Raw genomic sequence first — 13,822 nt, 5'->3', positions numbered from 1 at the left:
TCGTATACCTACTGTATGACAATTTCCAGCTATTAATGATTTATGATTTTTATAAAATCAATGTACATAAAATGATTAAATGGTAAATTTTTTGCTAGCTGGCTATATAGCGTAAGTTAATTGATTTAAAAAATTTCCAGAGAAATCTTAATTATGCTGATTTAAGTAATTAAGTGAATTTAACCTAAAATATCATGATTACCAATTTAATATTAATAAGCGTTTATCATGTTTTTTTATTTGTTAAAATTGGAATTTTAATGGTTTGCAATAGTTTACCGTCATCATTTACGGTAAACATTAATATTAGTAATTTTAATATATTCTTTTTAGATAATAATACTTTAAAAAAAGGTTGGGATTGTATCTATTTGTGAAAAAAAGATATTCTTAATATTCAATATTATTAATTAATTATTCTAGTATATTCACGTTTTTTATTAATAAATATAGGAATATTAATATTCCTATATTTCAAAACAGCTATATAATCTTTCAGCTTTCAGTTAGATGACTGATAAAATTATTGGCCTTATTAATCATATTGTTTCTTTTTTTCATTGCTTTTATCGTTATTCAGTATGATTTTTTTATTTCTTCAAGCAATTTAAAATCAGTTTTTAGGTGTTTTACGACTATATCTTAATCGGGCTTTACCATCTGACATAAAATAAGTACCATATCGAACCAATCCGCCCTCTTTAAAATAGCAAGTCATTTCATATGCTAATACCATGTTATCATTATTTTTTTCATCAATATTGATGTTAATGGCCTGTAGCCTTGGTTCATAGGTTAATAACGTTTGCTCAATTGCCCGCATTAAAACATAAGCTGAGGAAGGCAATGCTTGAAAAACTGTCGACATATCTGGTAATCCATAATCAGGCATATGCATAATTGCACCTGCCCGACTATTTAATATACGCTCAATGTTATCCATTACACTAATAACGGTTTGTTCATTTTCAGACACATCTTCAATGGCTATGCCTGATTCAAAATAACCATATAATATGTCGTATAAAGATGCACTCATTAATCTTTATCCACTAGTTTAATGATGTATTTACTTGCTTCTATTTTACGTGCTTTAGTTATGCGTAAATCAGAGCGTTTTAGTACTAATCGCCAATTATCCGCTTTTAAATCAGGATCGTTATAAAGAGCAACTACCGCAGCAAAATTTGCTCTACTGTCAAAAGGTATTTCGATTGACGCAGAAGTATCAGGTTTTAACACAATTTCTTTAGTATCAAGTAACGTTGCTTTCAACTCATCATTATCTTGATCAACCAGATTTTGATAAGACGCAGATTTAAATGCAGTATCTTTAGTTAATTGATAAATTCGAATAACAACAGGAGATGATTTCTCTTCGTCATCAAGATTTAATTCAGCTCTAGCTGTTATATCTAAGTGTAATGTTTTAATATCCCATGAAAAAATGCTGTTTCCAATACTTGTTGCGCCTTTCTTTACGCCTTGTGCTATACCACATCCACTTAAACAGATAGTTAATAGACAAATAATAAATAAATTAATTCGTTTCATACTTATTCCTTTTTTTTATGCTGTATAATCAATTCCACAATAGTGACCTAAATTTACAGCTACCTTATCTTGAATATACTCGCCATTTTCTGTCATTTTGGTTAATGATGCCGTCTGTCCTAAACGACAATTTTTTGATATTAGCTGGCTACGCGGCAAAAAATTTCGCTTAATATAAAGTGTAATTTTAGCATCAACTTGATAACCTAAATATGCACGCATCAATGCCATAAGATCCTTATATAACTGCCCATCAGGGAGTAAATCCACAATCTGATCTTCATGTTGAGGCGTTATGGCTATATGAATTGTTTGATTACATTCTTTAAAGCGAGATCCTAATACAGCACCACCATCTAAACCTATTCTGTTTGTTTTACCACCGACTTGAGCTGGATTTTCAATGGAATGCCAAGTAGGATAGAATTCCGTTATTTCAACTTTGGCATCACTAACTATTACTCTTGTTAAACCAGCAATACCCTCAGCTGTTCGTGTTTTTTGCGTAACTAGACCTAACAGGGCTAAAAATCGCGAAGCAGGTGAACCGATTTGTTCACTAGTCCCTTTTATTATAAGACCCGTTAGTCCAAGCAGACACTGAGATATAGAATCTTTACCACCATTTATAAAACAGGCAGGATAATGATATTTCAACCAAATTCGGTAAAATTGTGTTATAAATCGATGGTTGAATATATCTAAAAAATCGGTCATTGCATGATAGTTTTCTTCACGTCGGATAATATTGTGCAATAACCCAAAAGGTAATACTGCATCGACACCATACAAACCTAAAAAGCGAGTTCTTACAGTTGCCGGGCGATTTAAATACGGCGATCTTTCAATATACTGCAACTCGCTAGCAGGAAATGACATATTAATTGATGGTGCAAAGCGTAAAGGATCACCCGTTGGCGTTTCCGATTTTCCGAGTATAGGTTCTTTAGCATAGAGTTGCTCAAGTAACTGACAAAAACGATAAAAATTGATTTTTGGCAGTACTTTTTCAAGCTCCTGCATTAAAGGGCTACTTTCGATATTTTGCTCTGATTCCATACTATTTTATTTCCAACAGGTAGAAGATTAATGACTAATTGAGTAAATAAATTAACGTCAGCATATAGAGCAAAAAATTGATGTAATAACTCACCAAAAAGCATCACATCACCTTCGCCAGTAAACTGGAAACTATTTATAGTTACTTCGATCTCTATTCCCCTTTGTAACATTCCTTTTTCAATCCGTTTTATCATTCTATGAGATACATCGACGATACCTTCTAAGCGTCGACGATTAAGCTCATTTTCTGTCCAATCATATAATGCAAGCGTTCCCCTTAATACTTCTGCATTGATTAATGACAAATAATTTGGTGCTAAATGCGATAATACTCGCCAATGAAAGCGATCCTCGGTTGGCGGATAACAAGGCAACGTTGGTGAGCATAAATTTCTAACACTTGAAATACTATTTTGTGAACTACTCAGTGATTGTATCCGTGCATTACTTAACGTTTTCCGAGGCAACATACCATTGGTACCAGTAACGCGTAATGATAACGTTTCAGTTTCAAGAGATTGACCTTTATCCCAAATTTTACCGCCCAAAACTAACCAAGTTTCATGTAATCCAGAAGCACCTTTTCGAACATGAGTATGATAATATCTTTCTGGTGCATCATGACGTAACATACCGCCCCTATGCTTAAAGCTAGTAAAAGGTACATAACTATAACGACCGCTACGAGTTATAGCTTCAACGTTTTCAACTGAGTAAATTTCAATGTGTCCATCTTGACGTAATAATGGTCTAAGCAGATATTCACTTTCTAATTGATTAACTACAATAGGATCTGCTTCCATATCAAATAAATTTATAACTGGCACACAATGTAATCGAATGTTATCCTTATTAAAAGGCATATCACTTGGCCACGTTTGATTTAGAACAATTTCAATATCAATATATTCACAACCTTCTGGGACATTACGAATATTAAGTCCATGCAGATCGACAAACATAAATTTTTCACGAAACGCAAAATATTCTAATAATAATTGATAGCCTGCAAAAGCATTATCTGGTTTTAACCATAAGCGATCTTCTTCACTAAAGCCTACCGGCGTTATTTTTCCTTGAAAATGGACTATTTCATTAGGTTGATTAGAATAGCGCAACTGTATAGCTGAAACTTGATGAGTTAATGCATGATGTAAAGCTGATGCGATTGGGGCATCTGCATTTAAATAGAGTCGTAATTTAGATAAATCAACTTGTTCAAAATCAATTAGTTCACCAAAACCTAAACGAATGTTGATAATGCTTCGTCCATCTTGGTGTACCCCTAATCTTACTTGATTGATTTTAACAGGTTGCAGAGTTACTGGTTGAGTTGTTCTAAACGGACACTTTGTTCCTGTCGGTCCAAGTGGTTCGGTTTGAACTTGTAACCCTTTGGGGATAACTTCCAAACGTGATAATGTGGAGTAATTGGGTGTTAACTCAATAATCGATAATGAGGGTATTAATCGTAAATAATGAGGCCATAACAAACTCACAAGGCTCTCTGTTAATTCTGGTAAATCATCATCAATTTTTTGACGCAATCGCCCTGTCAAAAAAGCAAAACCCTCAAATAATCTTTCAACATATGGATCACGATCACCAACACGATCTAAATTCAATTGACCTGCTCTATCAGGATGAATTTTGGCAAATTCTTTCCCCGCTTCCCGCAAGTAACGCATTTCTGACTCATAATAGCGTAAAATCAAATCATCCATTTTTTATCTCTTTAGTTTTATATTTTTCTAACGTCACTCTTTTATTAAAAGTTTAAATCACACTTAGTGCCCTAGCTGGATTGAGCTGCATGAGTTCATGTTGCAAATTCTCTATTTGTTCACCAAAATTTTTATTATTATCTTTCTGTAGATTTTTTTGTTTAATTAATTTGAGTAAAAATCTTTTAATATCAAATAATAGTTCAGGTTCCCATTGTAACAAAGTAATTGATTGCTGTTGATTGTTTAATCCAGTTAGTAATGTTAATGCAATATCTTGTTTTCCTAATTGTTCCGCAACTCTTGCTTGCGTATATTGTAATAAATATTGTTGTTTAGGAGAACGCAATGATGGCAAACTTTGTATCCATTGGAATGCATGTTCTAGGCTTTCTGCATGAGCTAATTCTAAAGCTTGTTTTTCAATCTCACCCCAATCATTTTCACCCGATACAGCAATAGGTTGAATACTATCACCTTCACCTAAATTATGTATACGTGCATCACTGGCAATCCAGCTTAATGTTTCATCGTCAGCAAAAGGCATACCATTGTCAAAATAGAGGTTTTCAATTCCATGTAAACGCTCCAACATTAAGCCAATATCTGTTAAATAAATATCAGCCCATGACTGATAAGGCTCACCCATTTTTTTCAAGGCTAAAACAGAAGCACGTTGCAGATCTAACCAAAAATGATTTGCACTTTCCATAAAAGCACTTTCAACACGTTCGAAAAGTGTTGACCATTGCTTCTGAAGAATCAATCGATTAATATTTTGTTTAAGTTCTGCTCTTGGAGCTGGTAATCTTGTTTTACCTTTAGAATCAACAGGTGGCAAATCTACAATCATATCCCAGCGGATTACTCGCAAAAAACGTCCTGCAGCCAGATACCCTTCAGGATTTTCTCGTAAAAATGCTGCCATTTTTCGAGCTTGGTCAAGTAAATCTCGTTGAGAACTAATTTTTATTTCAACGTTACTTTGTTGTACTTCTGAAGCAGGTACAGGATTGGCCGTCGCTTGAGACGGTTGTTCTTCTTTTGTAGTTTTAACTGGTTGTTTTGCTATATTGCCAAAAAAATGAACCAACGCCGATAAATTAGGTGGTGGTGTTGACTGATTAGGCGTTTCAGAATCAAATAATTTTTGACAACTACTATCTATCTGACTTAACGCAGTGATAATACGACTTAAATACTCATCACTTATAGGTTGTAACTGTGTTAACTGTTCTATAAAACGAGCATTAGTAAGCCATTCAATGGCATTTTTGCGTATATTAGGTCTTGACGGATAAATCAATGAACCAAATTTATCAAGCAAACAAGCCAATATTTCAAGCCCTTCAGCAAAACCCTCAACACCATCTTGATATAATCGTGCTAAACAATAATATGTAGCCACACGAATATCTTTACTACTTCGTTTTAGTAAGTTTTCACTCTCAACAATAACAAACGTATAATCTATACCAGATATTTTTGCAATTTGTTCTTTAATATCTTGAAAAGTATCATGATAAGTCAGATCTTCACCAGTTGGTTTATCTGGATTGATTGGTTGTAACCAATCAATCCAAGTTTGATTTAACTCTTGTATCACTTTGCTCTGATCATCAGTACCTGTAAAACGGCTTAATAATTGACTAAACATAACATTAATCCAATATTAAATATAACATTATTCAAATACATTTTGTGGTAAAGTAAAATTGCGTAATTTCAATAACGTTAATGGTCCACCACCTAGTTGTGTTCTTAAAACATATCTAAGTTTATTACCGTCTTTAGCTTCCCAAACCAATTCATATCGACTGGAATCCAACGGTTTAATTGATGCTGATTCAAGTAATCTGATCCATGCCCAATCACCATTATAGTACTGATATAACCTTAAACCTGAATTATTACTACTCCAACTAAGCTGTGAATATGGTGCATATCCATCACCTGGCCAATTAAAACGTTGCCAAGTAGGTACTTGATTGAAATACTCAAGTTTCTGCTTATTAATTATTAATTCTGTTTTAGCGGTACTTGCTCCTGTACGAGGCATTAGATCGAATGATAAGGATACATCACCTGTTTCAAGTACTTCTGCGGAAAGTTCATTAAATAAGTTTAGTGCTTCAAGAAATTTAGGTGAAAAATTAAGACCTTGAGCATTAACATTATTTACAACCCACATACCACCTTTTTTATCTAATACACCATTTAATTCACTGATAATAAATTTATCTATAATGCCAGTATCAGCTCGAATAAAACGAGCTAATTCAGGTAAAGAAGCTTCGTTTTCACTATTTTTAAAAGGATAGCGACCAGCGAAAGACTTTTTCCACTGACTGACAACATAGTTTTGCCAAATATCATTAAAACTTTCTGCTGCTGGAGTCAATACTACTTGCCATGATTGTTCTAATGGTTTTTTGAATAAATTATAACTAAATCCTGACCACTCTTTTCCTAAATTAGCAGCGATTAAATTACCGTAATCTCGGGTTTCAGTTAAATCAACTGACGTGCCTTTAAACACACTTTTAGCTAATTCTTGCATCATAGTTTGTGGTTCAGCACTATTAGCTATATTTTGTAATTTCAATCGCACTTGAGTGATACGCGACAAATAGGTCTCTAAAGATAGACCATTGGCATTATCATTTCTTAACAAACTAACAATAGGTGCGAATGTCTCTGTTAAAGGACCCGTTGCTTCATTGTTCTTTTTAGACATTCCAGTTGATGATTTATTGTTATTAATAAGCTCTTTAGCTGAACGTAATATATTACTGGATAAACCGTCTTCGCTATACGCTACCTCTGATTGGTACTTAACCGCATTTACCAATGCGACTAAAGGAGATTGTCTAGTATCAGCAAGTATTGTTAGCTGTTCAATGACATCTGTTACATTATCAGATTGACGCCATTCTATAGCATTCAAAAAGTTCAACCATGCAGCACCATATTCACTAAAATATAGTTCGGTAAGTTGTTTTTTTAATGATTCAGACGAAATCGACTTAGGTAATGAATTATCTCCATCACTTAAAACCCAATCAATTTGTTCTTGGCGGAGTTTAGAGACTTCATTTATTTCCTGCTTAATTGTATTTTCCCAAGCTTTTCGTGTATAAATGCCTGGTAGATCTTCCTTACTAAAAAATAGTAAATGATTATCAAATCCATCAAGTAATTGATTCAAACTTTGATCTGCATAATTCTGACTAGCTTGTTGGATCATCTTTTTATAAATTGAGTTAACCGCATTTTGTGCGCCAATTTTATTAATTAATATTTGGCGAGCATTTTTTACTAATGATGCATCTTCTTTTTGTGCCCACTTAGGATTAAGATTTAATGATTGACCCCAAAAACGAACCAGATCAGGCATTAATCTTTGCCAATTACCATCACTAATGTCTTTCGGTGCATTCCATCTTTTAGTTGCAAATTGACTTAGATATTCACCATCACTTTTATCAGCACGACTCATCATCAGGTATACTTTTAATACATCATATGCCGATTCAACTAATTCGTCTCGGTGAGGATCATCTGGTGGTAATTGTGTTAATAACTCTAAATAATCCGTCATTATATCTTTAAATGGCACAACAATATTACGCAAGTTTGTTGTGTAATAGCTTGACCACAATTTTTTCAATAATTTACCATCGTGATTCAAACCAAAACGATAAGATAAAGGCGCGCCTTTTTGTTGACGGTACAATAATTGTTCTAATCTTTGTTGTAATTGATATTGAATTTGTAATCTTGAAGTATAATCTTTAGTAGCGGAATCATCAGCATTTTTGGCCAGTTTGATACTATCTTCAATTAATGATTGGTTCCGGAAATAAGATGTGAGCATAGCACATCCTGTCATGATCATAGATATAAATAAAACATAACAAGAAATTGCTCCCCAATTTAATCCAAGTCTTCGTCCTACATTTGTTTTTGCGTCATCAATGATTGACTGCCAAGTTGGTGTCATAAAGAAATGGTTTAAATCATAAAACTCTTGTTCTTCCGTTGGCTTCGATGACTGATGAGGCATAAAAAATAACCCACGAAGATTTGGAGCGTAACGAAGTGAAATCAATGAGCTCAAATATCGTTTGATTTTATCAATATCGTTTTTGACCAGATTCTGGCTTAACTGAAGCAAATAGGCATAATGAGAATTTTCTTTTACCTGTTGTATACCTCGTTGACAACATTCAGCTGCCAATTGTTTTAATGATAAATCCGCAGAATCAACGATGCTATTTTTAGATGAAGAAAAGGTTATCCCAACGCTTTGCTCAATTCTTCCTTCCTGTGACCATTCACTTGTTTGTCCTGATACTAAATAGAGCGGAGCAGACCATCTTAAAATTTTATCGCGGGATCTGAGTTGCAATATAGTTTTTTCAACTAAAACTTGTTGTTGTCGAGTATTATCAAGATAATTTTTTGAAACCGCCCAGATGATTGCATCTAGTGGTTTATGATAAAATGGCAAACAACGTGAGAAATGTTTCTTTAATGTTTTCATCCAAGGAATATTTACTTCACTTGAAACATCCCCGCCATAAACCATTAGTGTTTGACCACTTAACTGCCATTTCGCTTGTTGTAAATTAGGGAATAATGTTTCTATATCGGATGATGACCCAATAACCAAACATTTTCGAACTTTATAACGCCAAAACAGACCGTAACGCGATTGACACTGATTCTTTATTTCTGAAAATTCAGGAAAAGTAATAACTTTTTTTACAGGTTTTTTTTCAGCAGGATTTAAAGATTCACGCTTAACTTTATCCTTAGCCCATATTTTACGATTGTTGGTAATAATAACAGGTGTTAATAACAAGCCAAGCAATAAAAGCATCGCTTGCAACCATATAGAAAATTTCTGTCCTGTTGTTACATATCCTAAACCCGCTCCCCAGAAAAAAAGTCCAGCAGCTAGAATTAGTGCTCCTAATAATATAATGAAAATTAATCCAATCAGTTTCCATTTATTTTTCATTTACGACTCCCGACGTACTACCCGTCAAAATTGAAAGTAACCATTTGTTATGACTATATGCAGTCATAAGATTATTTTGGTTAGTGAGCATAACCATTTCACATCCCATAGCCAACGAAAGCCAAAAACTTAACACATTCTGATTACCAATAAACCTTTCTAATTTAACTAAATTGGTTGGGGAAATTTTTTGATGTGATAATAATGTTGTAATTTCTGTTTGTTGTTTATTATCCATATTAGCAAACCAAAGCTGTTTTACTTGCTTTATTGCTTGTTGCATATCTATCATTTGGTTAATAGCATTATCAAGTTCTGTTGCTATCATTGGTCTCAAGATTTCAACTTTCGCACTATTTATTCCCAAATCTTGACAATGTTGTTTGCTTGTTGCTAAAAAAGCACACAAAAATGCCGAGCTTGATGAGATAGTATTATTGATAATAACAAGTTGAAGACTCGCTTGTGAGTCATCTATCATTTCTTGTAGTATTTCAACATTAACATTATCTGATATATGCTGTGTTAACTTATATTTCCATGGCAGTTGTGCTGTTTGATAAGCATTATTAATATCTTCTTCTAAAAGAACATTTGATTCAAATGATGTATAAATAGTGATATTAATTGTTTCTTTTTCCGGTAAATCAAGTAACAATTTACGTAAAGATAAAAAAACTTCTTCAAGATATATGTTAATATTAAACTCGTCACCAAACTCTAATGATTTATTGACTTTTGTTGGTATATTTACACCGTCATTTAAGATGTCTTGTGCAGTTAGATGATTAGGTAAAACATAATAGCTATCAAGAATCACTAAAGATTTCATTGCCCAGTTTTTCCAATTTTCTTCAATGTTTTTTTGTTCTAACTGCCATATTTCATATTCTTCTTGAGCTAAACCATATATATATAATCGTATACTAACAGCAATCCCAGTAATTACTGTTGGAATAATTGTAGCAGATATCCAAAATATCCACTGTGAACCATAGTTTTCATTCGGCCAAATTAAAATAAGCAGAATAGTTGTGATAAAACTCAGAACTATAAAAAATAGATACCATCTACTGCGATGTAATTTTAACGGTGGTTTTAATGGATTAACTACCCTAGGTTTAGGCCAAGACATAATACTAGTCAATCTCCGATGTACTTAGTGTTGAAATCACTTTACAACCGCATTCACATGTACATTGATCCACGACAACTGGTTTACCGTCAGAAAAACAAGTCGTTGAAGCTTCAATAATTTTATTTACGCCATGTCCTTTCTTAGGACAGCTAACTAGATCACCTAATAGAGCTGCTGGTTTCCCTTCTACAATCATTGTTGAAGAAGCAGAAATAACCGCCCCACCATGAGTTGTAGGATCACCTAATCGAACCACGTTTTTTCCCATTATTTTATCCCTTACTTAAATTCTCAAATAAGAATGCTCGTTATACGATGTTTTTAAACTCACAATTTTTTCAGTATTAAAATCAATCGTATTGCATACGATTTTAGGTATTGATAGTAATTTAAGATATGTCATCAATACTTGTACTGTAATCACTATGATTAATAATAAATATTATCTTTGTCTATTTTAATTTTGTTTAAAACTGACCAATAAGTTTTAGACAAATTGGTCAGTTTATATCATTTAAAAAACATCATGTTATTAATCAATTTCATCTGATTTTTTTTGTTGTTTTTCCTTAGTTTTAGTAGATTTTGTTTTATTTTTTACGGATTTACTCTTTGTACTTTCTGAATTTTGTTTTATTGATCCATCAATTAATTCGAGAACAATGCCTTCCGTTTCGCTAAAATCTAATAATAATGTTGAAGCTTTCCCATTACTATTGTTCTTTCTTTGTAATAATAAATTTGAGATTGCAGGCAAAATTTGTTGATTCAAAATACTGTCAATATTACGAGCCCCTGTATCAGGTAACAAACAAGCAGACGCAAGTTGATCGTATAATTGATCACTAACTTTAAAGCCAATTTTGTAATGTTTTTGGATTCGTGAAGCAACTTTATCCAATTTCATTTTGACTATCTGGTTCAATGCTTTATCCGATAACGGTGTATAAATAACCGTTTGGAAACGAGCCAATAGTGCTGGTTGGAAATGTTCTCGAATAATTGGTCGTAATAACTCATGTTGAGTAGCCGTATCAGCATCTGGCATTTGTTCAAATAGAGCCATTAATTCATCATTACCTAAATTAGATGTCATGAGTATTAAGGTATTACGAAAATCGATTTCACGACCTTCGCCATCGCGCATAAATCCACGATCAAAAACTTGATAGAATAAATTAAGTACATCACGATGAGCTTTTTCAATCTCATCTAATAACACTACACTGTAAGGTCGTTTTCTAACTGCTTCGGTTAACACACCACCTTGACCATAACCAACATAACCTGGAGGAGAACCTTTAAGTTGAGATACTGTATGGGGTTCTTGATATTCAGACATATTAATAGTAACAAGTGACTGCTCACCACCAAATAATGTGTCTGCAAGTGCTAATGCCGTTTCCGTTTTACCCACGCCAGACGGACCAACTAATAAAAATACCCCCATAGGTGCATCTTCTGAAGTCAATCCTGTTTTAGTAGCTCGAATACGTTTTGCTAACTCAAATAAAGCATTATCCTGACCAACAATTCGTTTGCGTAAATCATCCTCAAGAGCCATAAGGTGACTTTGTTCATCCTTTAATAAGCTTTCTAAAGGAACCCCTGTCCAATCAGCAATAACAGAAGAAACTACTCGACTATCAACATCAAGGGATAATAAAGGTCTGTTTCCTTGTAATTTATTTAATTTTTCTTGTGTATCAGTCAACTGTTTTGACAATTTTGGATCTGGCGTAGCCGTTAATTGTTTTCTCAGTTCAATAAGTTCTTCAATGATTTTCTTTTCTTCTTCAAACTGAGTTTGCTCGATGCTTAATTGTTTTTGTAAATCATCTAATTGTTTGTTGATTTCAGTTATACGCTCAGATGAATTGTTTTCACCTAATAATAAATCATCTTCAATTGCTACTTTTTCGATTGTTAATGACGCAATTTTTGCTTCAAGTTCAATGATAGACTCAGGTATGGTATCAAGGCTCATTCTCACTCTAGCTGAAGCTGTATCTAAAAGATCAACTGCTTTATCTGGAAGTTGTCGACCACTAATATAACGACGAGATAATGATACAGCTGTTTTTACTGCCTCATCTAAAATGTGAACACCATGATGAATCGCATATCGTGATTTTAATCCACGTAACATAAGACAAGCTTTTTCATCATCAGGCTCATCAGCTTTAACCATCTGAAAACGACGTTCAAGTGCAGCATCTTTTTCAAAATACTGTTTGTATTCTGACCATGTTGTCGCCGCAATTGTTCTTAATTCCCCACGTGCCAATGCTGGCTTTAATAAATTTGCTGCATCTGCACCACCCGCGGAATTTCCCGCACCAATAATGGTATGAGCTTCGTCAATAAATAGTAGAATTGGGGTTTCTGATTGCTGAACAGCATCGATAACATTTTTAAGCCTTTGTTCAAACTCACCTTTTACACCAGCGCCCGCTTGCAACAAACCTAAATCAAGAGTTAATATGCTTACATCTTTAAGATTATTTGGTATATTGCCTTCTGCTATCCGTAAGGCTAACCCTTCAACTAGAGCTGTTTTACCTACGCCAGGCTCACCCACTAAAATTGGATTGTTTTTTCGGCGACGGGATAAAATATCAACCATCTGCCTAATTTCTTTATCACGACCTAATACAGGATCTATTTTTCCTGCTTTGGCTTTTTCGGTAACATCTTCAGTAAAACGCCCCAATACGGCTTGATGATGTTTCTGCTGAAGAGCTTTATTATCTTCTTTTCCACTTTCAGCTTGTGTTACTTGAGAATGATCACCTAAATTTTGCAGGTCGTTTTGTAAACCATCATTTGAATCATTAAAAGGACTTTCATCAGATAGTTCATCTAATTTTGGACGAAGTTTCTTTAAAGAAACAGGTGTTAAGCTAAGAAGTTGCCACGCATCTTGTGCTTTTAAACATTGTGGCATTTCTTGTAAAACTTGTAGGATATGAAGAGATCGAATTGTTTCTTCATGATCTTCTAATGAAGCTTTTAACCATGCTGCTTGCAATACAGCAATAAGTGATGATGATAAACTAGGTTTATTATTAATGGTATGCGGTAATGCATCAAGGAAATTTAAGAGGCCTTGCCAAATTTTATCCATATCAAGTTGATAATGCCTTGCTATGATTGTAATATCACCAGATCCTTGCTCTAATAGTTTTAACAACCAATGTTCAAGTGTGATTTCAGTATGAGCGCGGGTTTGACATAACTCTGCGGCTGATTCAAGTGATTTTGCACAGTAAGGGTTCAGTCGTCTTAATAAAACAGATGGATCGGCAATCATTACTA

9 protein-coding genes are annotated in these 13,822 nt (G+C 33.7%); all 9 read right to left on the bottom strand.

The features are described from left to right. Positions 1–613: 613 nt before the first annotated feature. The 9 genes from tssE to tssH all read right to left on the bottom strand — a co-directional run bounded on the left by tssE (position 614) and on the right by tssH (position 13,817). Positions 614–1,039 (bottom strand): type VI secretion system baseplate subunit TssE, encoded by a 426-nt coding sequence (gene tssE, locus H3T96_RS09265; RefSeq protein WP_039128585.1) that lies wholly within the window; start codon positions 1,037–1,039, stop codon positions 614–616. Further along, positions 1,039–1,554 carry a type VI secretion system lipoprotein TssJ gene (gene tssJ, locus H3T96_RS09260; protein ID WP_039128589.1) on the bottom strand — a complete coding sequence of 172 codons (516 nt, stop codon included), beginning with the start codon at positions 1,552–1,554 and terminating at the stop codon, positions 1,039–1,041. Before tssJ ends, tssE begins: the two co-directional genes overlap by 1 nt. A 15-nt stretch (positions 1,555–1,569) precedes the next feature. Next, entirely contained in the window at positions 1,570–2,613 is a 1,044-nt protein-coding gene (gene tssG / locus H3T96_RS09255; RefSeq protein ID WP_086326103.1) for a type VI secretion system baseplate subunit TssG, read from the bottom strand. Continuing rightward, positions 2,577–4,340: a type VI secretion system baseplate subunit TssF gene (gene tssF, locus H3T96_RS09250; RefSeq protein WP_144092362.1), complete on the bottom strand. Its 1,764-nt coding sequence runs from the start codon at positions 4,338–4,340 to the stop codon at positions 2,577–2,579. Before tssF ends, tssG begins: the two co-directional genes overlap by 37 nt. Before the next feature lie 52 nt (positions 4,341–4,392). Further along, on the bottom strand, positions 4,393–5,997 hold the full coding sequence (gene tssA / locus H3T96_RS09245; protein ID WP_144092360.1) for a type VI secretion system protein TssA: 1,605 nt from the start codon (positions 5,995–5,997) through the stop codon (positions 4,393–4,395). A 27-nt stretch (positions 5,998–6,024) separates the two neighbouring features. Continuing rightward, a complete protein-coding gene (locus H3T96_RS09240; RefSeq protein WP_039128934.1) occupies positions 6,025–9,366 on the bottom strand; it encodes an ImcF-related family protein in 3,342 nt (1,113 codons plus the stop codon). Then, positions 9,356–10,501, bottom strand: a complete 1,146-nt coding sequence (locus H3T96_RS09235) for a DUF805 domain-containing protein (protein WP_144092358.1) — start codon at positions 10,499–10,501, stop codon at positions 9,356–9,358. The genes H3T96_RS09240 and H3T96_RS09235 overlap by 11 nt, the downstream gene beginning before the upstream one ends. 4 nt (positions 10,502–10,505) lie before the next feature. Then, entirely contained in the window at positions 10,506–10,772 is a 267-nt protein-coding gene (locus tag H3T96_RS09230; RefSeq protein ID WP_086326107.1) for a PAAR domain-containing protein, read from the bottom strand. Positions 10,773–11,036: 264 nt separating this feature from the next. Further along, positions 11,037–13,817, bottom strand: coding sequence for a type VI secretion system ATPase TssH (gene tssH, locus H3T96_RS09225; protein ID WP_086326108.1), 2,781 nt, complete (start codon positions 13,815–13,817; stop codon positions 11,037–11,039). Positions 13,818–13,822 lie beyond the last annotated feature (5 nt).

Origin of the sequence: Gilliamella sp. W8136 (assembly GCF_016101285.1) — a bacterium.
GTDB lineage: Bacteria > Pseudomonadota > Gammaproteobacteria > Enterobacterales > Orbaceae > Gilliamella > Gilliamella apicola_N.
The sequence above is the reverse complement of the archived record's forward strand: the minus strand, read 5'-3'. Positions and strand labels throughout refer to the sequence as shown.

What these genes read in the sequence shown, in the direction of transcription:
- tssE (WP_039128585.1), bottom strand. Translation starts at nt 1,039, where the DNA reads ATGAGTGCATCTTTATACGACATATTATATGGTTATTTTGAATCAGGC.
- tssF (WP_144092362.1), bottom strand. Translation starts at nt 4,340, where the DNA reads ATGGATGATTTGATTTTACGCTATTATGAGTCAGAAATGCGTTACTTG.
- tssJ (WP_039128589.1), bottom strand. Translation starts at nt 1,554, where the DNA reads ATGAAACGAATTAATTTATTTATTATTTGTCTATTAACTATCTGTTTA.
- tssG (WP_086326103.1), bottom strand. Translation starts at nt 2,613, where the DNA reads ATGGAATCAGAGCAAAATATCGAAAGTAGCCCTTTAATGCAGGAGCTT.
- tssA (WP_144092360.1), bottom strand. Translation starts at nt 5,997, where the DNA reads ATGTTTAGTCAATTATTAAGCCGTTTTACAGGTACTGATGATCAGAGC.
- H3T96_RS09235 (WP_144092358.1), bottom strand. Translation starts at nt 10,501, where the DNA reads ATGTCTTGGCCTAAACCTAGGGTAGTTAATCCATTAAAACCACCGTTA.
- H3T96_RS09240 (WP_039128934.1), bottom strand. Translation starts at nt 9,366, where the DNA reads ATGAAAAATAAATGGAAACTGATTGGATTAATTTTCATTATATTATTA.
- tssH (WP_086326108.1), bottom strand. Translation starts at nt 13,817, where the DNA reads ATGATTGCCGATCCATCTGTTTTATTAAGACGACTGAACCCTTACTGT.
- H3T96_RS09230 (WP_086326107.1), bottom strand. Translation starts at nt 10,772, where the DNA reads ATGGGAAAAAACGTGGTTCGATTAGGTGATCCTACAACTCATGGTGGG.